The 25803-nt window shown below is 60.5% G+C and carries 20 protein-coding genes, 1 tRNA gene and 1 pseudogene; 14 read left to right on the top strand and 8 right to left on the bottom strand.

Going from position 1 to position 25803, the window contains the following annotated elements; translation table 11 throughout:
* Positions 1-41: 41 nt before the first annotated feature.
* Both CV013_RS09320 and CV013_RS09315 read right to left on the bottom strand, forming a co-directional pair.
* On the bottom strand, positions 42-281 hold the full coding sequence (locus CV013_RS09320) for a hypothetical protein (RefSeq protein WP_123639901.1): 240 nt from the start codon (positions 279-281) through the stop codon (positions 42-44).
* Positions 265-861, bottom strand: coding sequence for a hypothetical protein (locus CV013_RS09315; protein ID WP_102154967.1), 597 nt, complete (start codon positions 859-861; stop codon positions 265-267). Before CV013_RS09315 ends, CV013_RS09320 begins: the two co-directional genes overlap by 17 nt.
* A gap of 117 nt (positions 862-978) precedes the next feature.
* Here CV013_RS09315 and CV013_RS09310 point away from each other — a divergent pair, with 117 nt between their 5' ends.
* From CV013_RS09310 to CV013_RS09290, 5 genes and pseudogenes are all read left to right on the top strand, one after another.
* Positions 979-1923, top strand: coding sequence for an aminotransferase class IV (locus CV013_RS09310; protein ID WP_102154966.1), 945 nt, complete (start codon positions 979-981; stop codon positions 1921-1923).
* Positions 1924-1940: 17 nt separating this feature from the next.
* Positions 1941-3554 carry a S10 family peptidase gene (locus CV013_RS09305; protein WP_123639900.1) on the top strand — a complete coding sequence of 538 codons (1614 nt, stop codon included), beginning with the start codon at positions 1941-1943 and terminating at the stop codon, positions 3552-3554.
* 211 nt (positions 3555-3765) lie between these two features.
* A complete protein-coding gene (locus CV013_RS09300) occupies positions 3766-4044 on the top strand; it encodes a hypothetical protein (protein ID WP_102154964.1) in 279 nt (92 codons plus the stop codon).
* Positions 3948-4396: pseudogene (locus tag CV013_RS16015) on the top strand (DUF885 family protein). The gene CV013_RS09300 and the pseudogene CV013_RS16015 overlap by 97 nt, the downstream one beginning before the upstream one ends.
* A gap of 51 nt (positions 4397-4447) precedes the next feature.
* On the top strand, positions 4448-4717 hold the full coding sequence (locus tag CV013_RS09290; RefSeq protein WP_223805248.1) for a DUF885 family protein: 270 nt from the start codon (positions 4448-4450) through the stop codon (positions 4715-4717).
* Positions 4718-4724: 7 nt separating this feature from the next.
* Here CV013_RS09290 and CV013_RS09285 read toward each other — a convergent pair whose 3' ends face one another.
* Both CV013_RS09285 and CV013_RS09280 read right to left on the bottom strand, forming a co-directional pair.
* Positions 4725-5750: a serine hydrolase domain-containing protein gene (locus CV013_RS09285; protein WP_102154961.1), complete on the bottom strand. Its 1026-nt coding sequence runs from the start codon at positions 5748-5750 to the stop codon at positions 4725-4727.
* Positions 5747-7273, bottom strand: coding sequence for an MFS transporter (locus CV013_RS09280; RefSeq protein WP_223805189.1), 1527 nt, complete (start codon positions 7271-7273; stop codon positions 5747-5749). The genes CV013_RS09285 and CV013_RS09280 overlap by 4 nt, the downstream gene beginning before the upstream one ends.
* A gap of 198 nt (positions 7274-7471) precedes the next feature.
* On the opposite strand from CV013_RS09280, the gene CV013_RS09275 reads away from it, so the two are divergent.
* Positions 7472-10474, top strand: coding sequence for a TonB-dependent receptor domain-containing protein (locus tag CV013_RS09275; RefSeq protein ID WP_102154960.1), 3003 nt, complete (start codon positions 7472-7474; stop codon positions 10472-10474).
* 124 nt (positions 10475-10598) lie between these two features.
* Here CV013_RS09275 and CV013_RS09270 read toward each other — a convergent pair whose 3' ends face one another.
* Positions 10599-12587 carry a BCCT family transporter gene (locus CV013_RS09270; protein WP_190276465.1) on the bottom strand — a complete coding sequence of 663 codons (1989 nt, stop codon included), beginning with the start codon at positions 12585-12587 and terminating at the stop codon, positions 10599-10601.
* 389 nt (positions 12588-12976) lie between these two features.
* Between CV013_RS09270 and CV013_RS09265 the strand changes: the two genes are divergently transcribed.
* Positions 12977-13669, top strand: coding sequence for a hypothetical protein (locus CV013_RS09265; RefSeq protein WP_198591845.1), 693 nt, complete (start codon positions 12977-12979; stop codon positions 13667-13669).
* A gap of 92 nt (positions 13670-13761) precedes the next feature.
* Here CV013_RS09265 and CV013_RS09260 read toward each other — a convergent pair whose 3' ends face one another.
* On the bottom strand, positions 13762-14316 hold the full coding sequence (locus CV013_RS09260) for a TetR/AcrR family transcriptional regulator (protein WP_102154958.1): 555 nt from the start codon (positions 14314-14316) through the stop codon (positions 13762-13764).
* A 146-nt stretch (positions 14317-14462) separates the two neighbouring features.
* Here CV013_RS09260 and CV013_RS09255 point away from each other — a divergent pair, with 146 nt between their 5' ends.
* The 7 genes from CV013_RS09255 to CV013_RS09225 all read left to right on the top strand — a co-directional run bounded on the left by CV013_RS09255 (position 14463) and on the right by CV013_RS09225 (position 25208).
* The gene (locus tag CV013_RS09255) at positions 14463-15908 is read left to right on the top strand and encodes an efflux transporter outer membrane subunit (protein ID WP_232806575.1); all 1446 of its coding nucleotides are present in this window, start codon (positions 14463-14465) and stop codon (positions 15906-15908) included.
* The gene (locus CV013_RS09250) at positions 15905-17050 is read left to right on the top strand and encodes an HlyD family efflux transporter periplasmic adaptor subunit (protein ID WP_102154956.1); all 1146 of its coding nucleotides are present in this window, start codon (positions 15905-15907) and stop codon (positions 17048-17050) included. Before CV013_RS09255 ends, CV013_RS09250 begins: the two co-directional genes overlap by 4 nt.
* Positions 17050-18600, top strand: coding sequence for a DHA2 family efflux MFS transporter permease subunit (locus tag CV013_RS09245; protein WP_102154955.1), 1551 nt, complete (start codon positions 17050-17052; stop codon positions 18598-18600). The genes CV013_RS09250 and CV013_RS09245 overlap by 1 nt, the downstream gene beginning before the upstream one ends.
* Before the next feature lie 509 nt (positions 18601-19109).
* Positions 19110-19748: a sugar transferase gene (locus tag CV013_RS09240; RefSeq protein ID WP_102154954.1), complete on the top strand. Its 639-nt coding sequence runs from the start codon at positions 19110-19112 to the stop codon at positions 19746-19748.
* 10 nt (positions 19749-19758) lie between these two features.
* Positions 19759-21804, top strand: a complete 2046-nt coding sequence (locus CV013_RS09235) for a polysaccharide biosynthesis/export family protein (RefSeq protein ID WP_102154953.1) — start codon at positions 19759-19761, stop codon at positions 21802-21804.
* 22 nt (positions 21805-21826) lie between these two features.
* Positions 21827-23998 carry a GumC family protein gene (locus tag CV013_RS09230; protein ID WP_102154952.1) on the top strand — a complete coding sequence of 724 codons (2172 nt, stop codon included), beginning with the start codon at positions 21827-21829 and terminating at the stop codon, positions 23996-23998.
* Positions 23991-25208, top strand: coding sequence for a hypothetical protein (locus CV013_RS09225; protein ID WP_102154951.1), 1218 nt, complete (start codon positions 23991-23993; stop codon positions 25206-25208). Before CV013_RS09230 ends, CV013_RS09225 begins: the two co-directional genes overlap by 8 nt.
* A gap of 11 nt (positions 25209-25219) precedes the next feature.
* Here the strand turns inward: CV013_RS09225 and CV013_RS09220 are convergent.
* Together CV013_RS09220 and CV013_RS09215 are read right to left on the bottom strand one after the other, a co-directional pair.
* Positions 25220-25306, bottom strand: a tRNA-Leu gene (locus tag CV013_RS09220).
* Between the two features lie 100 nt (positions 25307-25406).
* Complete coding sequence (locus CV013_RS09215) at positions 25407-25802, bottom strand: acyl-CoA thioesterase (protein WP_102154950.1); 396 nt, start codon at positions 25800-25802, stop codon at positions 25407-25409.
* Position 25803: the final 1 nt, after the last annotated feature.

Raw genomic sequence — 25803 nt, 5'->3', positions numbered from 1 at the left:
AACGTGAGAACCCTTAACCCGTCAATATTGTCGACATTCGATCATTGTGTGGAAATGCTCTTTGCTAGCAAGCCTTTTGTCGTTGCGGTGTTCAAGGGCAGGCGCCTGCCATCGTGGGCGAACCGGCGAAGGAGGGGGTGATCGTAGTTGCGAATCCGCCCGTCCACGATAACCGCACGGATTCGGCTGCGGCGTTGCGGCTGGCCGGTCGCCTTATCGACCGGTCCCCGCCCGATCAGCACTTTAAAATCCTCCAGCGGATTGTCATCGAGGATCACCATGTCGGCAACGAATCCGGGCCGCAGCACATCCATCCGGGGCTGCTGCAAAACCCGCGCGCCATTCTGGGTCGCTCTGCTTGTACCCTGCCAGCGGGGTCAGCCCGGCTTCCAGCAACAGTTCCAGCTCGCGAACCGTCTGGAATCCGTAAAGCTGGAACGGTCCGCCTGAGTCCAAACCGACCGAGACATGCCCGCCTTGGCGCACATATTCACGAATGCGGAAGCGCTGCCGTTCGTCTTCGTAGTTATACGACAGCGGCATGACGGGGATCGTTGTGTGCGGCAGAGCCAGTCCGGTGCTGGAAAGGATCGGGATAGAATCGCGGATTTCGGTGATGATCCCGCCGCGAACATCTATGTCCACTTTCCCCCGCAGCGGAGCCCCGGATCCGTCGATCAGCATGGCGTTGCGAACCACCATGTCCGAATGCTGCGGAGCAACCTGGACAGAAATCCCCCCGTCCTCCCCCGGCTCGGTTTGCGCCAGTGCCAGCGCGCTTGGAAACAGCGCAGCAAACAGCATCGTAGCGACCAGTCGCGCCATTTTACAGACACCGCCGTTATTGGAAAATTGCGTCATACTTGCCCCCCCGCAGCAAAAAATTTGACTATAAGTACAATAACATATCAATTGTTGACAATCAACCATTGATTACATAGACGTATCGATGATGTTCACCACTACGGGTCTGGAGCGATGACGGGCTCTGCCAATTCGGAAAATCCTTTTCCGACCGATATCGCCAGCGCGCAGGGATATGTTGGCGACCCGCGCAACGAAGACGTGTGCGTTTACGTCAACGGACAGTTCCACCCCCGCTCGTCAGCAACAGTGTCGATTTTCGATGCCGGTTTCGTGCTGGGCGATGGGGTTTGGGAAGGGCTGCGCCTGGTACGCGGCAATCTGGTGGAGCTGGATGCACACCTCGATCGCCTGTTCGAAGGAGCGCGGGCGATTCAGCTCGACATTGGCCTTGATCGGAAAGGGGTGGAACAGATCCTCCGCGACACATTGGCGGAAAACGACATGCACGACGGGGTGCATATCCGGCTGATGATTACGCGAGGCAGAAAATGGACCCCGAATCAGGATCCGCGGTTCACTGTGGGCCCGCCAACGATCGTGGCGGTCGCCGAATACAAGGCGTGCCGCCCGCTAGCCGAGAAAGCTGGGCTGCGGCTGCTGACGTCGACGATCCGCTGCAGCACCCCCGATGTATTCGACCTGCGGCTCAACTCTCACAGCAGGCTCAATTTCATTCAGGCGCTGATTCAGGCGATCAACGCCAATTGCGACGAAGCCCTGATGCTGGATCAGCGCGGCTTTGTGGCAAGCTGCAACTCCACCAACTTCTTCATCGTGCGCGGGCAGGAATTGTGGACCTCAACCGGCGCATGTTGTTTCAACGGTATTACCCGCGCCAAAACCATCGCCCTGTACGAAGATGGCATGGGCGTGGTTCGGCAAAAGGATTTTACCCTTGCCGAAACCTACTCAGCCGACGAAGCTTTCCTGACCGGCACTTTGGGCGGCATCACACCGGTCAGCGTTATCGACGGGCGGACTATCGGCGATGGGCAGACAGGGGCGGTTACCGCCGCGATAAGTGCAGCATATCTGCGCCATATCGGCGCCGCCTGAACAAGGAGAGCGACATAGTGGTGCCGACAGCAATCCGTAAGGGAATGAAATGGGGCATGGGATGCGCGCTGATCGCTGCAGCTTTCTGCCCCCCCTCTCTCTCTTACGCAGCGGCCCACAGCGATAGCCCGAAACAAGGAGAGGGCTCCGTTCAGCCTGTAATGGGCGGATCGGAAACCCGCACTGCGTCTCGCGGAACAATAACCATTGGCGGGCGCACCGTTGCGTACACTGCAAATGCCGGCACTCTGACTATTCGCGATGACTATGGCGATCCGATCGCCAGCATTTTTTATGCGGCATATGTGGCCGACCGCAAACCGGGTGACCCGGAACGACCGCTGACTTTCCTGTTCAACGGCGGACCGGGGTCTGCCAGCATGTTTCTGCATCTGGGCTCTGTCGCACCGGTGCGGATCGCTTTCCCGCGCGGACCCAGCCCGTTGTCGCCGCCCTATCGGATTGCCAGCAATCCCTATTCACTGATCGATCGCACCGACATGGTGTTTCTCGACATGGTCGGTGCCGGATATTCCCGCCCGCTGGGCAAAGCCAAAGATGCCGACTTCTGGAGTGTCGATAGCGATATCGATGCATTTGCGCGGGCCATCCGCCGCTATCTGACAGTCCATAATCGCTGGAACAGCCCAACATACCTGTTCGGGGAAAGCTATGGCACAACGCGGGCGAGCGGCCTCGCGTATAAACTGGCAGGGCTGGGCGGCGGGGGCGTCAGGCTGAGTGGCGTGGTGTTGCTGGGCGTGAACCTCAACCACGGGATATACCAACCTGGCTTCGACGAAAGCTATATTCAGTGGCTCCCCAGCTTTGCGGCAACTGCTTGGTATCATAATCGGCTGGCAAAACGCCCTCCATCGCTCGAACCATGGCTCACTCAGGTTCGCGCATGGGCGCGCGGGCCATATGCCGCTATACTGGCCAAGGGACATTTGGCCACCGATGCCGAGCGGCGGAGAATTGCGCGGGAATACAGTGCATTCACAGGAATAAGCGAACGCGATGTGCTGGATGCCAACCTGCGGATTGAGCAGGGCACATTTCGCAAACTGCTGCTGAAGGATCGCGGCCTCACTGTCGGCCGCCTCGACAGCCGGGTGATCGGGCAGGATGCCAGCAATCTGGGCGACGTGCCCGACTATGACGCCGCCGGCAGCTTCAACGCCGGTCCGTTCGGCGCAGGGATCAACCACTATCTCACCGATCGGCTGGGCTTCCGGTCGGATGTCGAATACCGGCCCAACATATATTCCCTGCTGAAAGGGCGCTGGGACCGCAGCCATGTGTCCCCTTCGGGCAATCGAATGGCTCTGGCCAATACCGCAGAGGATCTCGCGCGGACGATGCGCCAGAACCGGCAACTGAAAGTCCTGATTCTCAACGGATATTACGATCTCGCAACGCCATTTTTTAAGGCCGAGTACGATATCGCGCACATGCAGATCGATCGCGAACTGCAACGCAATATCCGTTTCGAGTATTTCGGATCGGGTCACATGATTTACACCGAAACCGGTGAAATGCCTGCGCTGCGCGATGCGCTCGACCGCTTCTACCGCGGTGCAACACCAGCCGACATGTCGAGCATAGAAAAGGGGACTACAAAGCAATGAGATCGGCAGCTTTCAATCGCCTCTGAAGCGCCGCTTTCGCAATCTGCCTTGTGGCCCCCCTGCTCTGCGCTGCACCGTTGCGGAACCGTCTCTTGATTCCATCGCCCACGACTATACGCACGCACAGGATCGCAGCGAGCCCGGCATCTCACCTAAGTGGCCGGACATTTCCCCCGCAGCACAGGGAAAAAAGTAGCGCCGCCTGCAAACGTTGCTGACACAGTTCGACAACTTGCCGCCGACCGACCAACCCGAACGACAGTTCGATCGCGCAATGTTGCGTTATATGCTGGAAAGCGATCTGGCAGCGTTCCGCTTCGATCAGAGCCGAATGCCGTTTTCCAACGGTCAGGGCTTCTTCCGCATCCCCGGCAATGTCGCCATCCCACCACGATCCGCAATCGGGCCGATGCCAATAACTGGCTGGCGCGGCTGGCCAGTGTCCCCGATTTTTATGCCGCGCACATCGCCAACATGCGGCGCGGGCTGAAAGACGGGTTCACGCAGCCAGGTCTGATCGTGGACGAAATGCTGCGCCCGTTGCAGGCGGCGGTGGATACGCCGGTGGCAGAGGACGCGCTGCTCAAACCCTTCGCCAGCCTGCCGCCCGTTCCACGCTGGCCGCGCGCGACCTGCCCGGAGGGGAAGAATTCTATCCCTATCTGATCCGCAAGTTCACCACGACCGATCTCACCCCGGAACAGATCCACGCCATCGGGAAAAGCGAAGTCGCGCGCATCAAGAGCGAGATGGAGGCGATCGCGCGATCGACCGGCTTCACCGGCACTATCGCCGAATTCAACGATGCACTCCGCGCTGGTTCGGCAAACTGCCCCGATTGACCTGGGGCCCGCTGTTCAAAACCCCCGCACAGGAAGGGACCGCAAACATCTATCTGCGCGGATCGCTGGAAAAGGCGTACCGGCAGCATCATGATGTCGCACCGCGACGCGACCAAATCGCCGCTATACCAGTTGCCCGTATCGGTCATCCACGAAGGGGTGCCGGGCCATCATTTCCAGATCTCGCGGACGCAGGAAAACGAGGAATTGCCCGAATTCCGGCGCGAGGCGCGGGTCACCGCACTGATCGACGGCGGACCGATGCCGCTGGCCATGCTCAACCGCTATATGGATCAATGGATCGCCGCGCAGGCGAAATAACGCCGCCTCAGCTCTCGCCGCCACTGTCGAAGGCAGCGATCAGCGCGTCGCCAGTGGCAGGGCGCAGGCTGAAAATTTCCATCGCGCCGTGGCGCGTAGGGTGGACACGGTTGGTCAGCAGCGTCCAGCCTAGCCCGCGTTCGAAATCGACCCACAGGCCAGTGCCGGTAAAGCCGGTGTGGCCGATGGTGTCATCCGAACAGGCATCGCCCCCCGGCCACCCGGCAAAGCGCCGTTCCCAGCCGCAGGTCCGGTCGCCGTTGCAACGTTCGCGCATCGCCGCCAGCATCGCCGCACTGCCTCCGCTGCCATCGAGCAGGCCGCGCGCGAAATCGAGCACGCCATCGACTGTGCCGAACAAACCGGCATGGCCCGTTGCCCCGCCCAGAGCGAAGGCGTTTTCATCGTGCACTTCGCCCTGCAAGACCCGGCCCCGCCACATGCACCGCTCTGTCGCTACCGCCGGGCCGGGCGGCGGGCCGAATGCCAGCCCATCGCCCAGCACCCAGTCGGCCAGCGAAGCGTCCGTTATCCGTTCGATAGCGATGCCCAGCAGGATGAAGTTGATATCCGAATAGACCGGCGGCCCTGCCCGCCATTCGCGCTGCAACACGAATGCCCGCAACCGCGCCGGATCGTCGCCATACGTGTAAATCGGCTCCACCGCAGGCAAATGCGTGCGGTGAGCCAGACAATCGCGAAAAGTCAGCTTACGCTCTGCCGCGCCGGACGGATCGTATTGCCGCAAGTCGGGGATCGCGTCGGTCAGCGGGCGGTCGAGATCGATCCGCCCTTCGTCTGCCAGCCGCAGGATCATCGTAGTGGTGGCGATCACTTTGGAAACCGATGCCAGATCGAACCAGTGATCGCGCGTCAGCGTCTGCCGCTCCGGCTCTGTCGCGGCGCAACCGGCGATCAGCACAGCCCGCTCCCCATCGGCGGTAACAATACCCAGCGTTGCGCCGGGGATATGCCCATCCGCCACTGCCTGTGCAGCGGGGGCGAAGGCGCGTTCTGCAATCCGCTCGATCATGCGCCGAACACGCTTTCCGGGGTGATGACCTCTTCATCCGGTTCGCGCGCGGCGACACGCGTGACGAACGGGATCAACACCACAGCCACCACGGTCACGAACCCGGCAAACAGGAAGAACCCGTCGTATCCCACCGCCTTCTGCATCGTGCCCGATGCCCCCGCCAGCAAGCGGGCCAGCAGGAAAGCAAAGCCCGACAGAAACGCATATTGCGCCGCCGGATAACGCGGGTTCACCAGCATCGAGAGGTAAACCACGAACACCGTGCCCGCCAGACCGTTGCCGAACTGATCGAGCGCGACCGAGGCATAGAGCACCCATCCCGCGGGCGGGGTCCACCACAGCCAGACATAGACCCAGTTGCCCAATGCCGCGACCACCGCACCGGCCGCAAGGGCCGGACCCAATCGCCACTTCGCCGCGATCCATCCGCCGATCGCCACGCCCAGCATACTGGCGGGCAAAGCCACCGCGCCATCGGCAATCCCGATCTGATCGAGCGAATAACCGCGCTCGTTCCACAACGGGTGCGACAGTGTCAGCGCCAGCACATCGCCCACCCGGTACAGCGACACAAATGCCAGCACCGCCAGCGTGGCATATCCATAGCGCCAGAAGATATCGACATACGGGCCAGCGACGGGGGACCGGCGCCAGGGCGCATCGGCCCCCATCTTGCGGATACGCGGCAGCGCGAAGGCCAGCGCGATGAACGGCAACATGCAAACCACCAGCACGAACGGCGTGATATTGCTGTCGGAATCGACCCCCGCCGCGGCCACGCTGCGTAATGCGACCCAACCGATGGCTGCAGTGGCCACTGTCACCAGCGTAGCGATAATTCCGCTGGCAGCGACCCCACTGGCCAGCGATGCCCAGCGCCCGCCGCGCGCATCCGCTTCCCCGCGCATCGCGGCAAGGATCGGAAACGGCGCGAAGGCAGCAGCGGCAATCGCCAGATAGGCCCATGTCCAGTCGGCCCGCGCAGCGATCAGAGCGGCCCCACTGCCCGCTGCGACCATCGCGCTGCGATATCCCCACAGGTTCGCGGCCACCACCGGCCCCTGTTCCGATTGCGACGGAGCCAGTTCGATGCGCCAGCCGTCGGCGGCGATTTCCAGCGTCGTGGTCCAGAACGCCAGCGTCACGGCGAACAGCGCAGTCAGCGGCAAGCTGGTATCGTCGCTGGTCGCGGCCATACCGATCATCGCGGTGAAAATGCCCAGTTGCGCCAGCATGATCCAGCCGCGCCGCTTGCCCCAGAATCGGGAAAAGCCCGGCGCATCCCATTTTTCCAGCAGAGGCGCCCACAGGAATTTGAACGTCGGCAACAGTGCGACCCATGCGAAAAACCCGATGATCGCAATATCGACCCCGTGTTTCGCCAGCCGCAGTGTCAACACGGCATTGAACATGTAAAACGGCAACCCGGCGGAAAAGCCCAGAAGCAGGTAGAGGCCAAGCAAACGGCCTGGCACTTTCGCTGTTTCCCCCACCTCTGCGGCACCTGCAATTGCTGTCACGCACACATCCCCATCGCGGCCATTCCCCTGTAACCGAATTGCCGCATATCGGTAACGAAATGTGCGCGAGGCAAGCCTCCCCCGCTGGACAATTCCGTTAGGTTATAGCAGCCAAAAAGGAAATTATGGTGCTTTGCCTCATAAACGCCCCTTAAATGCAAGCGAGGGGTAACACAATCCAACAGGGGGGTTTCTCGAATGCGAGCCGTTTCCATAAAGACCGTTCTGACTGTCGGCTGCGCGATGGGCGCGCTGACCGCGATGCCGACTGCGGCAGCAGCGCAGGACCAGACCGCTGACGAGGGTACTTCGGTCACCAGCGCACCCGCCGATCAGGTGACATCGCCGGGCCAGAACGCCATCATCGTGACCGGGTCGCGCATCAAACAGGATCCGACCAAGAGTTCGCTGCCACTGCAGGTCATCACCACCAAAGACCTGACGCGCGAAGGGATCAACAGCCCGGAACAGCTGATCTCTTTCCTTTCGACCAACGGCAACGGCGCGGATAACCTGGCATCGAACAGCGACGTGACCAGCGGTGCCCAGCGCGGCACCAACGGCCTGTCCGCTGCCAACCTGCGCGGTCAGGGCGCATCGTCCACTCTGGTCCTGCTCAATGGCCGCCGCGTGGCCGCGCACGGCCTGACCGGCTCCGCAGTCGACGTGAACCAGATTCCGTTCGCGGCGCTGGAACGGGTCGAAGTGCTGAAGGATGGCGCATCGGCGCTCTACGGCACCGACGCTGTCGGCGGGGTTATCAACTTCATCACCCGGACCGATTTCGAAGGGGTCGATGTAACGGGCTTCACCGATATCACGCAGGAAGGCGACAGCCCGATCTATCGCCTGTCGGGCACAGTCGGCTATGGCAATCTGGCCGAACAGGGCTTCAACATCATGGCTTCCGTCAGCAAGAGCTGGAGCGGAATCCTGCGCGGTTCGGATCGCGATTTCGTGAACGGCAATCAGCCCAATCGCGGCCTGTCGGTCGATACCCGCGGCACCCCGATTGCGACGATTATGGCCAACGGCATCAACGGGGTCTTCGCGCCTGATGGCAGCTTGCTCAGCGGCGCGGACCTGACGATTCCGGGCACCACCATCAACGCCACCGGCGGCATCAACGTGCTCGATCTGCCGGGCGGCGCAGGCTGCGGTTCGTTCGATGGCGGCATGGCTTACGACCACGAGTTGTGGGCCAACGATTCCGCCTATTACGCCTGTGCATGGGATACCGGCCGCGCTGCGATCCTGCAGCAACCGCTCGAAACGCTGACGTATTACGGCCGCGCCACGGTTGCGCTGGGGCAGCACCAGTTGTCGTTCGAAGTGACCGGGTCCGACGCGGATTCGTCGAAGCAGTTTTCCAGCAACCAGTATGCCGGCAACACCAGCACGACGCCGCTGTATTATCCGCTCAATCCGCTGACGGAAGATACCTACAACGCGATTTACAATCAGCTGGTCGACGTATTCCCGGACATTGCCCAGAACTATGGCAAGCCGATTGCCTATCGCTGGCGCTGCACGGTCTGCGGGCCGCGTGAATACAAGACCAATACCAAGACGTTCCGCGCAGGCGCCTTCATCGAAGGGCCGATCGGCGGTGACTGGGATTACCGTGCGGGCGGCTCTTACGCGCAGAGCGAAGCCAGCTCCGTGCTCGGTTCGGGCTATTCGTATCGCGGCATATTCTCGTCGAATGACCGGGCCACATCGTCGGGCGTGCCGGGTGCCGTGCGCGGGGACCCCGATCCGCGCGCACCCACTGCGCCGGGTGCCACCGCTCCAGGTATCATCGGTCTGCTGAACAGCGGGATCATCAACCCGTTCTCGATCTACCAGACGCCCGAGGCACTCGCCGCACTCAAGGCCGTGTCGGCGGACGGTACTGTCCTTTACGGCGGCAAGTACGACGTGTGGCAGTTCGATGCGTCGGTCTCCGGCTCGCTGTTCCAGCTGCCCGCTGGTGCGGTCAAGCTGGCGGCAGGCGTCGACTATCGCCGCGAAGCCTACAGCTTCAACGGATCGCCCGAAGCGGAGCTGGATCAGCCGGAAATCTTCAACGTCGCGTTCGACAACGTCAACGCACTGAAGGAAGCGCACCGCACGGTGAAGGCTGTGTATGGCGAACTGCTGATCCCGGTGTTCGACATGCTCGAAGTGACCGCCGCAGGCCGCCTCGACGATTACAGCGGCTTCGGCACGACCTTCAATCCGAAGTTCACCGCCAAGTTCACCCCGACCGACTGGCTGATGTTCCGCGGATCGTACAACACTGGCTTCCGCGTGCCGAACTTCAACCAGATCTTCAACGGCGTGACCGAAAGCCCCAATCCGGGCAACACGCTGGTCGATCCGACCACCTGTCCCGGCGGTGCGGTCAGTTCGGATCCGGGCTGCGAAGCGATCACACCTGACACGCTGACCGGGGGCAACCTCAACCTCGGCCCGGAAACGTCGAAGCAGTATTCGTTCGGCGTCGTGCTGACACCGTCGCGCCATTTCAGTGCATCGGTCGATTACTGGTCGATCGCAGTGGACGACACCATCGGCGCGCTGACGCTGCAGCAGCTGCTCGACAATATCGCCTACTTCCCCGAACGTGTGACCCGGACCGACGGGATCATCACACAGGTCGATCTGCGCGCCGACAACATCGGTTCGCGCCGGACCGAAGGGCTGGAAGTGTCGCTGCGCGGCGGTGCGGATGTCGGCGGCGGCGTGCTGTCCGTTGGCATGGATGGGACTTACCTGCTCAAGAAGAAGGAAAAATTCCTTCCTTCGGCACCCTATGGCGATAGCCTGATCGGGGTGTTCACATTCTCCGGCGACCTTGGTCTGAAGTGGAAACACAATGCGTGGATCAACTATACCAAGGACAACGTCTCGCTGAACTTCTCGCAGATCTATCGCGACGGGTATGAGAATCAGGCGCTGCCCGGCATCGCCAACGGTTCGGTGACCCGCCCCGATTATAACGAGCGGGTGAAGGCCTACATCGTCTACAACGCATCGGTTTCGGTCGATGTCGATGAACGCTTCCGCATCACCGCCGGTGTGAAGAACGTGTTCAACACCGACCCGCCGTTCGCCATCACGTATGACAGCAACACCGGCGCCGGCAGTTCGTGGGAACCCCGCGTTGCCGATCCGCGTGGCCGCTCGTTCACGATGATGGCTCAAATGAAGTTCTGACGCCTCGATCGCATAAGAGCAAAAGGCCCGCAGCGAGCAATCTCGCTGCGGGCCTTTTCGTATCGCCAGGTGGTCGCCGGGGTCCGTCCGGTGGCGGCATCGCCGCCGCACACCGGCGTCGGCGCTAAGCCATGCGGCGCGCGTGCCGGAACCGGGCATAACGGTTGAGCAGATCGTGGATCAGCTGATCTTCCGTAAAGCCGGTCACATCGTGGGCATGTTCGCCCTCCGACGATTGCGCCATCGCACGATAGTGCTGGCGATCTTCGTCGCTGACCTTTTTCGTTTCGGCCCAGGCAAAGCTGGGCGAACGATACCGCCGCGCACGCACAGTATAGCGGAATTCGCCCCGATCCCCGTGCGAGATACGCAGATCCACGTGATCGGGGTCCGAGTGCAATTCTGCCCCAAGCCCGCTTTCCTCCATCTGATCGGCAACAGCCTGCAATGCAGACAGCGCCGGGCCGGAGAGGAAGCTTTCCAGTTCGGGCCGCGCGTGGAAATGGGTGATGCTGGACAGGCGCTGCTGCCAGCTTATCGCGGTGCCATCCTCTTCCGGCTCCACCGTCGAAAGATCCATCGCGGCGTCCTTGCCTTCCATCTGCAGCGCGCGAAGCAGCCCGTAACAGATGAACACCATCACCACTACAAACGGCAACGCACTGGCAATCGCCGCTGTCTGCAACGCGCGCAGACCGCCCGCCACCAGCAGCACCGCCGCCACGCCGCCCGCGCACACCGCCCAGAACACCCGCTGCCACACCGGCGGGTTATCCGCCGCGCCCGATGTGATCATGTCGATCACCAGCGCGCCCGAGTCCGCCGACGTCACGAAGAACGTGATAATTAGTATGGTGGCAATGCCCGATACCACTGTGGACAGCGGCAGTTGCGCCAGTGTTTCGAACAGTGCGACCGGCATATTATCGGCCACCGTTGCAGCAATCGGTGCCACCCCGCTGAAATCCAGCGCGATCGCGGTGTTGCCGAACACGGTCATCCACAGGAAGGTGAACAGCGTGGGCACCAGCAACACACCGCCGACAAATTCGCGGATCGTGCGCCCGCGCGAAATACGGGCGATGAACATGCCGACAAACGGCGACCACGCGATCCACCAACCCCAGTAGAACAGCGTCCAGTTGCCCAGCCAGGGGTTCGGTTCATAAGCATACATGCGGAACGTCAGCTTGACGACTTCGCTCAGATACTGGCCGACATTCTGCACGAACGTCTGCAACAGAAATACCGTGGAGCCTGCCAGCAACACGAACAGCAGCAGCAGCCCCGCCAGAATGATATTCAGTTCCGACAGACGCTTCACACCTTTGTCGAGGCCCATCACCACCGACACGGTCGCCATCCCGGTAATCACCGCGATCAGCACGAGCTGAACCGTCGTATTGGTGGGAATCCCGAACAGATAGTGGAAGCCCGCATTCACCTGCAGCACACCCAGCCCCAGTGAAGTGGCCACGCCGAACATCGTGCCCAGAACGGCGAAGATATCGACTGCATGGCCGATCGGCCCGTAAATCCGTTCCCCGATCAGGGGATAGAGCGCAGAACGAATGGTCAGCGGCAGCCCCCGACGGAATGCGAAATAGGCCAGCGCCAGCCCGACGACGATATAGATCGCCCAGGCATGCAGCCCCCAGTGGAAGAACGTGAGGACCATCGCCTCCCGCGCGGACTGGATGGTCTGCCCATCGCCCGTCGGCGGCATGGTATAATGCTGAATCGGTTCGGCCACGCCGAAGAAGATCAGCCCGATCCCCATCCCCGCGCTGAACAGCATCGCGAACCATGACGGGTAGCTGTATTCGGGCTCGCTATCGTCCGGCCCCAGCTTCACATCGCCATATCGGCTGAACATCAGGAACAGGGCGAACATCAGGAACCCGGCGACGGCGGCAATATAGAGCCAGCCGAAATCCATCACGATAAGCGCCTGTGTCGCATCGAACACCCGGCTGGCCCGTTCGGGCACCAGTGCCCCGACAATTGCAAAGGCAAGGATCAGTACGGCGGAGACATAGAACACCGGCGGGTTGATCTTCATCCGCGCCGTTTTCCCGTCGGGCGCCGCCTGCGGCAAGACCGGATCGCTCATCGTGCGCCCCTTCGGCCTGCCCCGCCGCCAAGATCAAACAATAGAATATTTACATGCACTTTCACTTTAAAGATATGTATTCCCCTGAAGATTATTAATTAATTTATTAAAGAACTGAATTTCTCACAAATATTGATAATGGCATCACAAATGAATAACGAACACGAATGAAACGCACACTTTTATCCATAGCCATATCTTTAATTATTGCAAATCCAGCATATTGCCAGGATGTTCAGCAAAACGAATCGGCACAATCGGCCGACGCCCCACTTAGACTGAAAAATCAGGCCGCCGCATCGCATCCCGATCGTATATCGGTCAACATGGGCACGTCTTTCGTGACACAGTATATTTCCCGCGGCGTATCCTTTTCGGATCAGCCGAGTGTGCAGCCATACGTGACAGTTCAGGTGGCATTGCCCGAACTCGAAGGCGGGGCAATTACGGACGCCAGCGTATTCGTGGGTACGTGGAACAGTATTCAGTTCGGGGAACCCGGCGTGGGTCAGGCCAACGATGGCGCCATACCCGGCTGGTACGAAACCGATCTGTATGCCGGCGCCTCTGTCGAACTGGACCACAGGTGGACGGTATCGGGGGCCTATTATCGCTATCTGTCTCCGGCAGATTCGTTCAAAGGCTACAACGATCTCGAACTGATCGTCAGCTACGACGATACCGCGTTATGGGAACGCACGGGACTGCCCAACGGATTTTCGCTCTCCCCACGGGTGCGGATGGTGCAGGAAACGGGGAAACCCGGCCTGGCCGATGCGCTCTATATCGAACCCCGGATCACTGTGGGCATGAACGTGGGTGGCGGGGACAATCCGCTCCATCTCGCCATTCCGCTCGCGGCCGGGTTTTCCGACACGTATTATCATGCAGCTGACGGCAGCACGCCTGCGTTCGGGTTCTTCCGCACCGGCGTCACCCTGTCCGGCACACCATTGCCGCATACCGCCAGCAGCCTGCGCGTCAGCGGCGGAATCGATCTGTGGTTTCCCAACGGCGAAACGCTGAGCGGATTGGACAGCACCAATATCGTCGCAAAGCTGGGGCTGGACTGGACGCTGTAATCGGCCTGACCATCAACCGCACCCGGCGGTAGTTCCCGGCGCGGGAGGGCGACACGAACGCCCGCTGCGCCGGGAAAACGGCTGCGCGATTGTCAGTCCTCTTGCGGCGGGTTGCAGGCGCAGAATACTTTGCCGATCATCGCGCCCAGGTCTTCCGATGTCATATCGGCCAGCGGCGGAAGCCGGGTAATCTCCCGCCCGAAAGCGACGCCGACAACCATTGCCCCGAAACACACCGCCTGATCGGGTGGCAGGCCGGTTACGCGCGGCTGATGATCGCGCACGCGCAATTCGAAGAATTCGCGCATCAGGGCAGCCGCCTCTTCATCCGATGCCGCCGCGCGCAACAGGCCGAAGAAGGTCTTGTCCCGATGCCAGTGCTCCAATAAATTCGCAGCAATTTCCGGGAGCTGCCCGGCGGAACCCGTCGGCGCATCGGGGAAGCTTTCGAACGGAGAATCCACCGCTTCGAAGAACAGCTTACGCTTCGAGCCGAAGTATCGCATAACCAGCGCGGGATCGCACCCGGCCTCCGCCGCGATGGCGCGGATCGTCGCCCGGTCGAACCCTTTTTCAGCGAACATTCGTCTGGTTGCCGCAAGGATCGCGGCCCTGGTTTCCTCTCCGCTACGTCTTTTTACAGTCATTTCCCCAACCCCATATCAACAGGCGTTGACATAGGCATAATGAAGCCTAAGTCAACGCGCGTTGACTGAGAGTGATTCGCATATCGCGGCTCTCGTAAGACTGAAAGCTACTGGCCATGCCACATTCCCCATCCCCCCGGTCCGCGGTGAAACATGCGGCGTCGGCACTGGCACTTGTCGCCCTGTTAAGTGGATGCGCCGCCCCCGATCCCGGCGCGCGGCCTCAGATGCGAGCCCCGGCCACGCTCGCTTCGCACCAATCGTTGTCGATCGGCCCGGTTGCGGCTGAATGGCCCGACGATCGCTGGTGGGCCCGCTATGGCGACACGCAGCTCGATGCTCTGGTGGCAGAAGCGCTGGCCAACTCTCCCACGGTCGCACAGGCGGCCGCTCGTGTGCGGGCCGCGCGCGGGCTGGTCGAACGGGCCGGTGCCGCCGGGATGCCGCAACTCAATGCATCGGGCGATGCCGGTGCGAAAAAGCAGAGCTACAACAATGGTATTCCGGCGGACTTCGTGCCCAAGGGCTGGAAATCCTATGGTACGCTGTCGCTTGGGGCCAGTTTCGATCTCGACCTGTGGGGCAAGCACCGCGACGAACTCGCGGCAGCGACGTCAGAAGCGCTGGCCACCGAAGTCGATGCGCGCGAAGCGGCACTGGCGCTGGAAAGCAACGTGGTGGAAGCCTACACCCGGCTCAACGTCCTGTTCGAAGAAGAAGACCTGCTGACCGCCACCGCCGACGCGCGGCAGCAGAGCGTCGATCTCTACGCCAAACGCTATGCCAGCGGGCTGGACAGCCAGCTTCCGCAGCGGCAGGCCGAAACCCAGCTTGCCGGGGCGAAGGCCGCGCTGGAAGCCAACGCCGAACAGATCGCGCTGCAACGCCATGTGATCGCCGCTCTGCTGGGTGCCGGGCCGGATCGCGGCCTCTCGATCACGCGATCCCCGCTCAAAGGTCCGTTTGCCCGCATCCCGGTTCCCGCCGATGCCGGAATCGCGCTGGCCGGGCGGCGCGCCGATATCGTGGCCGCCCGTTTGCGGGTCGAAGCGCAGGGGCAACGCATCGATGTCGCGCGAAAAGCGTTCCTGCCTGACATAAACCTGTCTGGAGTGATCGGTTTGATGTCACTTGGAGTATCGAATCTGTTCGATTCGGGCAGTGACTATGGAAATGCCAGTGGCGCCATAAGCTTACCGCTGTTTGATGGTGGTGATAAACATGGTAATCTGGTGCAGGCCCGCGGGCAGTACGATACCTTGGTCTCGCAGTATAATGCCACGGTAGTTCAGGCACTTAAGGAAGTGGCGGACGCTCTTTCGAGCCGCGCCAGTGTGGAACAGCAGGCGGCATCGGCAGAACAGGCCGCCCGGTCCGCAGCGCAGGCCTATCGCCTGGCCGACGATCGCTATCGCGCCGGGCTCAGCACCTATCTCGATGTTTTAACAGCGCAAACAGCCATGCTGTCGGCGCAGAAACAGGCGCTGGAAACCCGCTCTCGCCTTGTTTTGACAGATATCCAGCTCGTTCGCGCCCTCGGCGGCGGCTATGCCGAATCCGACGCGGCCCAGACAGGAACCGACCGCCCATGACCGACCAGATCGACCCCCCCGCAGCCAATGGCAGCGAAGCCGTTATCCCTGCCAGCAAGCGCAAGAAGCTGTTGATACGATTGGTGATTATCGTCGCCGTTCTAGGTGCGCTTTTCATCGCTTACGACTGGCTGATCGGGTCGAGAACCGTGTCGACCGACAATGCCTATGTCCAGGGCTCCAACGCGATGGTGACCCCGCTGACCGGCGGCAAGATCGTGGCGGTGCCCGTCACCGAAACCCAACTGGTGAAGAAGGGGCAACTGCTGCTGCAAATCGATGATACTGACCAGAAAATCGCGGTAGCGAAGGCGGAAGCGGACCTCGCCGCCGCCCGCCGCCAGTATCGCGCCGTCACCGCGCAAGGCAGCGCTCAGGCCGATCAGGCCGCCGCTCAGGCCGCAGCCGTAGCGCAGGCGCAGGCACAGCTCTCCGCTGCTCAGGCCGATCTGGCGAAAGCGCAGACTGACTATAACCGTCGGAAATCATTGCAAGGAACGGGCGCCATCTCGGCAGACGAACTGACCGCTACGACCACCGCTCTGCAAGCTGCCCGCGCCCGCGTTGCACAACTCTCTGCCGCGGTAACCCAGCAACAGAGCCAGTTGCGTAGTGCAGCCAGCAACCGCCAGGCGACTCTGGCCCCGATCAGCGGAACCACTGTCGAGGACAGCCCCGCTGTGCAGCAGGCGAAAGCGGCGCTGGATGCGGCGAAACTTGACCTCGAACGAACCAAAGTACGCGCGCCGGTCGATGGGGTGGTGTCACAGGTGACGGCTCGCGTCGGTCAGATGATCCAGCGCGGCAGCACCGCGATGGTCGTCGTCCCGGTCGGCAGCCTCTATGTCGATGCCAACTTCAAGGAAACCCAGCTCGGCAAAGTACGCCCCGGACAGGCGGTGGAGCTGACTTCCGACTTTTACGGCAGCGACGTGGTATATCACGGAAAAGTCGTGGGATTTGCTGGTGGCACGGGCGCTGCATTCGCGCTTATTCCGGCCCAGAACGCCACCGGCAACTGGATCAAGGTGGTCCAGCGCCTGCCGGTTCGCATCGCACTCGACCCCAAAGAGCTGGCGGCCCATCCGCTACGTGTCGGCCTGTCGATGGAAGCCGAGATCGACGTTTCGGGTAACGACTGATGGCTACGCAGCCCGCTGCACTCCCTTCGACCGAGCCCACGCCATTGGCGGGAGGACGGCTCGTGCTCGCCGCGATCATGCTGGCGCTGGCGAATTTCATCATCGTGCTCGACATGACCGTCGCCAACGTCTCGATCCCGCATATTGCGGGCGGACTGGGCGTATCGGCCAGCCAGGGTACGTGGGTCGTCACCACCTATTCGGTCGCAGAGGCGATCTGCGTTCCGCTGACCGGCTTTTTCGTCAAGCGGTTCGGTACGTTAAAGGCCATTCTCGGTTCGCTGATCGGGTTTGGCGTATTTTCAACGCTTTGCGGGATGGCACCTTCGCTGAGCTCGCTGATCCTGTTTCGCTTGGGGCAAGGTTTTGCAGGTGGCCCGCTCATGCCGCTTACGCAGACGATGCTGCTCACTGTGTTCCCGCGCGACAAACAGCCTGCGGCAATGGCGATCTGGGCGATCACCACCATCGTTGCGCCGATCGCCGGCCCCATTCTGGGTGGATGGATCAGCGACACCACCACCTGGCGGTGGATCTTTTTCATCAACATTCCCGTGGTGTTCATCTGCTTCACCGGGATTGTGGCGATCTTGCGCCCCTACGATAACGGGCGCGAGGAAAGCGTTTCGATCGACAAGATCGGCCTGGCGATGCTGGTTGTTTGGGTCGGCGCTCTGCAACTGATGCTCGACAAAGGTCAGGAGCTCGACTGGTTCGGTTCATCCTTTATCGTCGGCTGTGCGATTGTCGCTGCCGTCGGTTGCGTGGCGTTTGTTATCTGGGAACTGGGTGAACGCGAACCGATCGTGGATATTTCCGTGTTCCGACACCGGGGCTTCACCGCCAGCGTATTCACGATGGCATTCGGTTTCGGCACGTTTTTCGCGACAGTGGTCATCATTCCCCAATGGTTGCAACAGTCGATGGGTTACACTGCAACCCAGGCGGGCATCGTTACTGGCGTAAACGGGGTGTTCGCGGTGCTGACTGCGCCGCTCATTCCCCGATTGATGAAGAAGTTCGATCCGCGCATTCTCGTGTTTTTCGGCCTGAGCTGGCTCGGTGCGATGAGTGTGCTGCGAACATTCTGGACAAGCGATTCGACCTTCTGGGAAATCATGTTGCCCCAGTTGATACAAGGCTTCGGTATGACGGCGTTCTTCGTACCGATCACTGTCATCAGCCTTGGCGCTGTCGAACCGCGCGAGACAGCGTCTGCAGCCGGCATTCTGGCATTCGCCCGCTCACTGGCGGCCGCAATGGGAACCTCGATCTACACGACACACTGGGCAAACCTGGCCCGTCAGGACCAGACTGCCCTGGCAGGTACGCTCAATGACCCCGAGAGTGTGATCCACAAGCTGGAAGGAATGGGGCTGCCGCCTTCATCCGCCATTGCGGCGTTCGGGCAGCAAGTGCAGCAGCAAGCGATTGTCCTGGCGACAGAACATGTGTTCCAGCTCACTGCGATATTCTTCGTGATTGCCGCCGCGACGATCTGGCTTGCCCCCCGCCCCCCCAAAGATGTGGATACGAGCGCGGCTCACTAGGATCAGAATCTATTACTGGCACCGTTGAGGCGTCCAAATGGGGTCAGTAATAGCTCCTGAGCCTGGGCGGCGTGGAATCCGACCCGCAAATCAGCATAGGAGAGGTTGCTCCCTCGAGCCTTGATCGGTTCGGGGGCGTGATCCTGCATGCATATCAGGCTGAAGGCCTGCCCACTCGCTCCAGCACCTTTTTAGAGACGCAACTTCCCCCATACACAACAACATAAACAAATACTTATAATAATGTAGTTGCTAAACGATGCCAGAAATATAGTAATAATTAAAAATAAGCATAATATTTACTTATTAACATAGATCAGCAAATTATTCATTTGGCACATCATTCATCGCACCCAATGACATCGTATATTTTTGGTTTTATCCGGCCCCATGCACACTCTCCCAGCCCTGACCCAGCCTGCGGATCGGGCAATCGGCAAAAGGCAGCGTCGGCAGGCAACCAAAGCGCCGAACATCCCACTGTTCGTCCATCGCCTGGCTGGTAGCACTTGATATTGCATACGGTGCCGTCTTGCACGCTCAGCCTTTATCAGCGGCTATTCAAACGTACATTCGATCTATGCGCTGCGCTGGCAGGGATCGTCCTGCTGGCGCCTGTCATGATGCTGGCCGCTTTGGCGATTCGACTGGAAGATGGCCATCCGGCACTGTTTGTCCAAACCCGCGTTGGGCGAGGCAACCGACTATTTTCCATGTACAAATTTCGCTCCATGCAGCCGGATCGGTGCGACGATCTCGGCAGCAGATCGACGGTGCACAATGATGAACGCCTGACCCGTGTGGGATGGTTCATCCGCCGCACGAGCATCGACGAGCTGCCTCAGTTGTTCAACGTATTGCGCGGGGAGATGAGCATCGTCGGCCCACGTCCTCACGCTCTCGGCTCGCGCGTGGGCAGCAGACTGTTCTGGGAAATCGACCGTCAGTACTGGCATCGACATGCTTTGAAACCGGGAATGACGGGCCTTGCACAGGTGCGCGGGTTGCGCGGTCCGACCGAATACGAGGAAGACCTGACCCGCCGCCTCGCGTCGGATCTCGAATATGCACACGGATGGAGCATGTGGGCCGATCTGTGGATCGTTATCCGCACGATCCGCGTTCTGATCCACCCTCGCGCCTTCTGATGCGGCGAAAATGACCGGGCTATCCGATAATATCCGACCGATACTGCGGGCTAACGCAGTGCTCGCTCTGATGGTATGCTTTCTCCTGCTTGGTGGGAAAGATGCGCGATTTCTGGGATGGCAATTGCCGCTGCTGCAACTGATGGCGGCGACTGCCTTCGGCCTGATATTCTTTCCTCCCCGGCACGGTGCACCGGCGGGAATTTGGGGCGCTCTCGCCGCGTTAGGGTTAGTTGCGCTTCAGCTAGTTCCATTGCCGCCGCGCCTGCTTGCGCGATTCCAACCCGCGCTGATCGGCGAAATCCGCGCATATGCCGGGCACAATGACTGGGCTGCGTCGACCACCGACTTATACGCGACGTTCGGCTTTTTCTCTTTCGCATTACTGGGCGCGACGCTCTATGTCATTTTCCGCAATACTGGCCGAGCGGTTATTATCCATTGCCTGTATGCAACCGTAATCGTGGCCCTCGCCAGCCTTACCGTCGCGGCGATCCAGATATCGAGCGGTGGGGACACTTTCGATTTCTGGAACAGTCCGCATGTTTTGAACGGGCCGGGATTCTTCGCCAATCGCAATCATCAGGCGCTGTTTCTGGGCCTTGCGAGCGCAACGGTCTGGTGGCTGGCGAAACTTAGGGGTGGCCATTCCAGCAGGGCATCCGACAAGACCCGCGGCATTGCATTGTTTTGCTCGCTCGCGCTCTTGCTGGGCGCTGTCGGGACAGCATCGCGCGCGGGCATCGTGTTAGCGGTTGGCTCCACAATCCTCGCCATAGCGCTGTTTCAGCGGCCATCGCGCCGAATAGGGATCGCAACCATATCGATAGCGGCGGGTATATTTGCACCCGGATTGGCCGCACTGGCCATCTTCAACGATACCGTCGCCGGTGCCTTAAACCGGTTTGAGGCAATCGATGTCGACGCACGCTGGCAGTTGTGGGCTACGAGCTGGATTGCAGCGAAAGAGTTTTTTCCACTCGGCTCCGGCTACGGCACGTTCATCCCGGTTTATGCGATGGTTGAGCCGATCGATCAGCTTACACCGGCATATGCCAACCACGCGCACAACGAATATCTTGAACTGTTTCTGGAAGGCGGTTTGCCCTTCGCTATCGGGTTCGCGCTTTTTCTGGCGGTATTCGCGAAACGCCTGACTGCGATCTTCCGGCATCACGATAGCCCGCCCTCGCTGGCGCCGCTTGGCGCGCTCTGGATGATCGCATTCCTGCTACACTCACTCGTGGACTACCCCGTAAGGGTGCCATCGCTACTGGCGTTATTCGCAATGGGGCTGGCCATGACATTCGCCGAACACGGCGAGCACACGACGCATGGTTCCCCACCCCCTTCCAAGGACAGAAAATCGATGAAGACAATGCTCCGCCTCGCACTGCCCGGGCTGGCGATGCTGGCAGGTTGCGCGCCCACGCCATCGCTCGATAACACGCGGGCGCGACTGGCCACACCAGACGCCTTTCCCAGTGCACAGCACGCCATCTATCGCGTCGGGCCGGCGGATACCCTGCAGATCAACGTGTTTGGCGAGCCGGGCTTGTCGTTCGAAGCGATAACGGTCGATGCGACCGGAACCATTCCCTTCCCGCTGATCGGCAACCTGGCTGTTTCAGGCCTGACGGGGGAGGAGATTTCCCGCCTGATCGCCGGACGGCTCGGACAACGATACATCGTCGATCCGCAAGTCACTGTGTTCATCGCCAGATCGGCCGCTCAGCGGCTGACAGTCGAAGGGGACGTAGTGAAGCCTGGTGTCTTCGATATTCAGGGCGATACTTCGCTGATTCAGGCGATGGCGATGGCTCAGGGGCCAACCCGCACTGCCAAACTGAACGAGATCATCGTGTTCCGGGAAGTGGGGGAGGAACTGTATGTAGCCCGCTTCGATCTGGCGAAAGTCCGCAAGGGTATCGAGCCGAACATCCCGCTGGAGGGCGGAGACATCGTGGTGGTCGGATACTCTCAGGTCAAAGGCACCCTGCGCGATGTCCTGCAGGCATCGCCTCTCCTGACTGCACTGTTCGTCCGTGCGCTCTGAACACAGAACCGGATCCGGGCCTATGTCTCTTGCAAACCACAACACCGCCCCCTCTCCTGCAGAGCAGTCCACCGCCCGTCCTGCATATCCGATGGAGCACTCCATTGCGTTCGATTTCGGCGCAATCTGGTCGGCCATTTATCGTGCGCGGTATTGGATCTGCGGAATAATTGCCGCGACCATTCTGTGCGGCACCATCGCCCTGATGCTTACGACACCGATTTACGCCGCTTCCTCCTCTGTCCAGATCGATCAGGCGCCTGTCAAAATCGTCGGCACTGAAGAAGCGGACGCATCCGCTGCGATTCAGGATGCCGACCGTTTTCTGCAAACCCAGATCGATATCCTGAAAAGCCGGTCACTGGCGGAAACCGTCGCAAAAGATCTGCACCTGCTGACGAGCGACAATTTCCTAAACAGTATGGGCGTGACCCCAGACTATGATGGTTTGTCGGCCAGCGAGCGGAGGCAAAAGCGGGAAGAGGCCGTTGTGGGCGCGCTGACGACCCATCTTTCGACGAACCTGCCTCTCGACAGCCGGATCGTCACCATCACGTTCGAAAGCCCGGATGCAGAACTGTCCGCACGGATCGCAAACAGTTACGCGAACAATTTTGTCCTGAATAACCTGCAACGCCATCGCGATACATTGAACTATGCTCGTCGCTTCCTCGCCAGCCAGCTGGCTGAGGCGCGTAACCGACTGGCGCAGAGCGAAATGGACGCCACCCGCTATTCCGAAAAGGCGCGCATCATCGGAATTGCCAATGACGAGCAGCAAGTGGGGAGCGCCGCGCAAACCCTGACAGGTCAATCGCTCCAACAGCTCAACAGCGATCTCAACACGGCAGTTGCGCATCGCATCGCTACAGCCCGACAATGGGCGGCCATTGCCGATCTGCCAGTCCTCAGCATACCGCAAGTCAACCAGAACGAAGCCGTCCAGCGATTGTCCGAGCAACTCAGTAGCAAACGGGCCGCTCTGGCAGCGGAGCGAGCCCGGCATCTGCCCGATCATCCCGGTGTGAGGCAACTGCAATCCGAAGTCGGCACCCTGTCGGACCAATTGGCGCTGCATGCCCGCAATATCCGGCAGGGGCTGCGTGCGCCATACGACAGCGCGCTCGGTACAGAGCGGGAGCTCAGGGATCGCCTGACTTCACTCAAGCAGGAGCAATTGCGCGAACAACGTGCTGCGATTCAACTTGGCATTCTCGAACGGCAGAACCAGACAAACCGCACCCAATATGAAGCGCTTCTGGCTCGATATACCGAACTGACGGCACAATCCGGGGTGCAAACCAATAACCTGTCGCTGGTCGACCGCGCACGTGTGCCCGATCGTCCGGTAAAACCGAACGGCTCGCTCGTTCTCACGCTTGCAGGGATGATCGGGCTGGGGTGCGCCACGCTGTTCACATTTTTCCGGGAACACGTCTTCGGTCGCCTACGCACACCCGATGATATCGAACGCGGCCTGCGCCTGTCGCTGTACGGGGTCACTCCCGATGTGGGCGACCAATCGGCCTGCGATGCCCTGCGCGATCCGGGAAGCGAATTGTCGGAAGCCTACGCGGCCATTCGCGCATCGCTTAACATTTCATCGGTCGGCGGTCTGCCGCGCAGTCTTGCATTTACCAGCGCCACCGAGGGCGAAGGTAAGTCCCTATCCTGCTTCGCGCTGGCCACCGCTTACGCCCGCCTCGGCAAGAAGGTTCTGGTCATCGATGCCGATCTTCGCAAACCGTGTCAGCACATCCTGTTCGGGATGGATAACGATGTCGGGTTGTCGGCTGTCCTTTCGCGCACCGCGAGCCTGGCCGATGTTGTCCGCCATGATGCCCGACGGCAGATCGATGTGATACCATCCGGCGCCTGTCCACCAAACCCGGCGGAACTTTTGGCAGCGGACAATCTCGCCTCTGTCATCGCAAAACTTTCAGAGCAATACGATGGAATCTTTATCGATTGTCCGCCCATTCTCGGCTTTGCCGACGCTATCGAACTGGCCAGCGTGTCGGAACAGACCGTGCTGGTGGTTCGGTCTGGCGCAAACAGAGTTCATTCCGCTCGTCAGGCATTCCGTCGCCTCAGCGATATACAGGGGCGCATCGGCGGTGTGATACTCAGCCGGTTCGATTCCCGAAAATCGGGATACGGCGCGCAGTATGGCCAGAACCTGAAATATGGCTGAGCGCACGCGTTCGGGCCGGACCAGTAGGGCCATAATGGCGGCGGCAGTTTTGATAGCCACCTTTGCCACTTGCGATGTTGTTGCCCGATCAGGCCGCAATCTGCCCCGCGATTTCAGGACTTCTCTGGTGCCGCAGGATGCCCGGCCCAATCTGACCGATGCAGCTGCAACCGCAACTCAACGCCACCTCTCATTTGCCCCGTTGGCGAGTGAGCACCTGAACGCGATTTTGGTAGCGCGGGCCAGCGATTTATCCGGTGATGATCGAGGGTGGGCGCTGCTCGACCGGATGGGTTACCGCCATTCCGATGCACAGGTGAACCTGATGATCCGCGCGGCAGCGGCTACCGATGTCATGGAGGTGGCACGACACGCCGACGCACTGATGCGAAGGGATAAATTCGCATCTCAGGCAACAAGTCACCTGCTGGCTCTGGAGCAAAGCCCCGAGGGGAAGCGCGCTATCGTGGCAGTAATGGCCGGCAGTCCGCCGTGGGCCACGCGCTACCTTTCCGACCTGTCCCATGTGTCCGGCACAGGCGCATTAGAGCACAGAGTTGGCCTGTTGCAGCAGTTGGATCATTCCGGGCCGATCCCCGCGTCCGCACTAGCTGCGGCTATGCAGAAAGCAGTGGATTATCAGTCACCTGCCGCACTCAATGCGCTGGCTAGCATTGCTAAGGGGGATCGCGGAAAGCTCAGCCTCAACGCCCAGTCGCTAACGAATTTTGTGCCGAATTCCAGCGGACCGCAATTCGCGATAGCGTGGCATTTCCCGCAAACGCGCCACCTGCAATCCCACCCCACCCCTTCTCCGTTCGCTAGCATGCAGGTGGAATGGGACGGAAGCTCAACCGCCACAATCGCGCACCGCGCAATCCTTGTGCCGAGGGAGGAGCCGGACCGTTCATTCGGGATTGCACTAGAGGCAGCAGGCCTGACCGATCTGAAAAACCTGTCGCTATGGCAAATCTGCCCGGATGCGGTTGTCCCCGCAGAACGCCGAATTCGGGGAAACATCGCGAGGTTTCAGATGGCTAAGCCCGCATGCGCGATCCCCCGGATCGCAATCCGCATTGCGCCTGTGGAACCACAGGACGGCGAGACGTTTGTTCTGCGGGTGGTCCCTTACGGTGGCAGTCAGCCCGTGCCAAACGCCCTTCGCACCCGGAAACATCGGGCCACATTGACTGCGAAAAATCACGATTGATTTAAAAGAGATGGTGCGGTCGAGAAGACTCGAACTTCCACGGGCTTTCGCCCACAACGACCTCAACGTTGCGCGTCTACCAATTCCGCCACGACCGCACATCATGAGAAATGGTGCTGTGGGAACGGCACCAGGTAGGCGGGCGCCTCTAGCAACAGGTATGCCGCCGCGCAAGCGGCCAAATTCATGCCAATGTTTCTAAGCGATAAAAGGCGCCGCCACTTCTGGTGGAATGCGGACGAGGCGACCGGTTTCGCGGTCGAGCATAGCCCAGGTGCTGCGGGCAGCAACGATCCGTTTACCGGCAGAGTTGCGGAATTCGACGCAGCGATCGAATTGCGCGCCATGCGGAGCGTCGGGAATAAATGTCTCTGCTGAAACAGTTTCCCCTTCCCCTACATTACCACGGTAGTCGATTTCGTGCCGGGTCACGACCCAGATGTAGCGCGTGACATGTTCAGGAGAAGCGACGATATTCCAATGCTCTACGGCAATATCCTGCACCCATGTCAGCCACACCGCGTTGTTAACATGGCCGAGCTCATCGATATGTTCGGGCCGAGCCATGAAGTCTTTGGAATAGCGGGCTTTCATC

Origin of the sequence: Tsuneonella flava, from assembly GCF_002870965.1 — a bacterium.
GTDB classification, from domain to species: Bacteria; Pseudomonadota; Alphaproteobacteria; order Sphingomonadales; family Sphingomonadaceae; genus Tsuneonella; species Tsuneonella flava.
This window is presented reverse-complemented; position numbering and strand designations above follow the sequence as displayed.

Bases quoted from the DNA above. Each gene is read 5' to 3' on its own strand.
- CV013_RS09320 (WP_123639901.1), bottom strand. From the start codon at position 281: ATGGTGATCCTCGATGACAATCCGCTGGAGGATTTTAAAGTGCTGATC.
- CV013_RS09315 (WP_102154967.1), bottom strand. From the start codon at position 861: ATGACGCAATTTTCCAATAACGGCGGTGTCTGTAAAATGGCGCGACTG.
- CV013_RS09310 (WP_102154966.1), top strand. From the start codon at position 979: ATGACGGGCTCTGCCAATTCGGAAAATCCTTTTCCGACCGATATCGCC.
- CV013_RS09285 (WP_102154961.1), bottom strand. From the start codon at position 5,750: ATGATCGAGCGGATTGCAGAACGCGCCTTCGCCCCCGCTGCACAGGCA.
- CV013_RS09275 (WP_102154960.1), top strand. From the start codon at position 7,472: ATGCGAGCCGTTTCCATAAAGACCGTTCTGACTGTCGGCTGCGCGATG.
- CV013_RS09270 (WP_190276465.1), bottom strand. From the start codon at position 12,587: ATGAGCGATCCGGTCTTGCCGCAGGCGGCGCCCGACGGGAAAACGGCG.
- CV013_RS09260 (WP_102154958.1), bottom strand. From the start codon at position 14,316: ATGACTGTAAAAAGACGTAGCGGAGAGGAAACCAGGGCCGCGATCCTT.
- CV013_RS09250 (WP_102154956.1), top strand. From the start codon at position 15,905: ATGACCGACCAGATCGACCCCCCCGCAGCCAATGGCAGCGAAGCCGTT.
- CV013_RS09245 (WP_102154955.1), top strand. From the start codon at position 17,050: ATGGCTACGCAGCCCGCTGCACTCCCTTCGACCGAGCCCACGCCATTG.
- CV013_RS09235 (WP_102154953.1), top strand. From the start codon at position 19,759: ATGACCGGGCTATCCGATAATATCCGACCGATACTGCGGGCTAACGCA.
- CV013_RS09230 (WP_102154952.1), top strand. From the start codon at position 21,827: ATGTCTCTTGCAAACCACAACACCGCCCCCTCTCCTGCAGAGCAGTCC.
- CV013_RS09225 (WP_102154951.1), top strand. From the start codon at position 23,991: ATGGCTGAGCGCACGCGTTCGGGCCGGACCAGTAGGGCCATAATGGCG.
- CV013_RS09215 (WP_102154950.1), bottom strand. From the start codon at position 25,802: ATGAAAGCCCGCTATTCCAAAGACTTCATGGCTCGGCCCGAACATATC.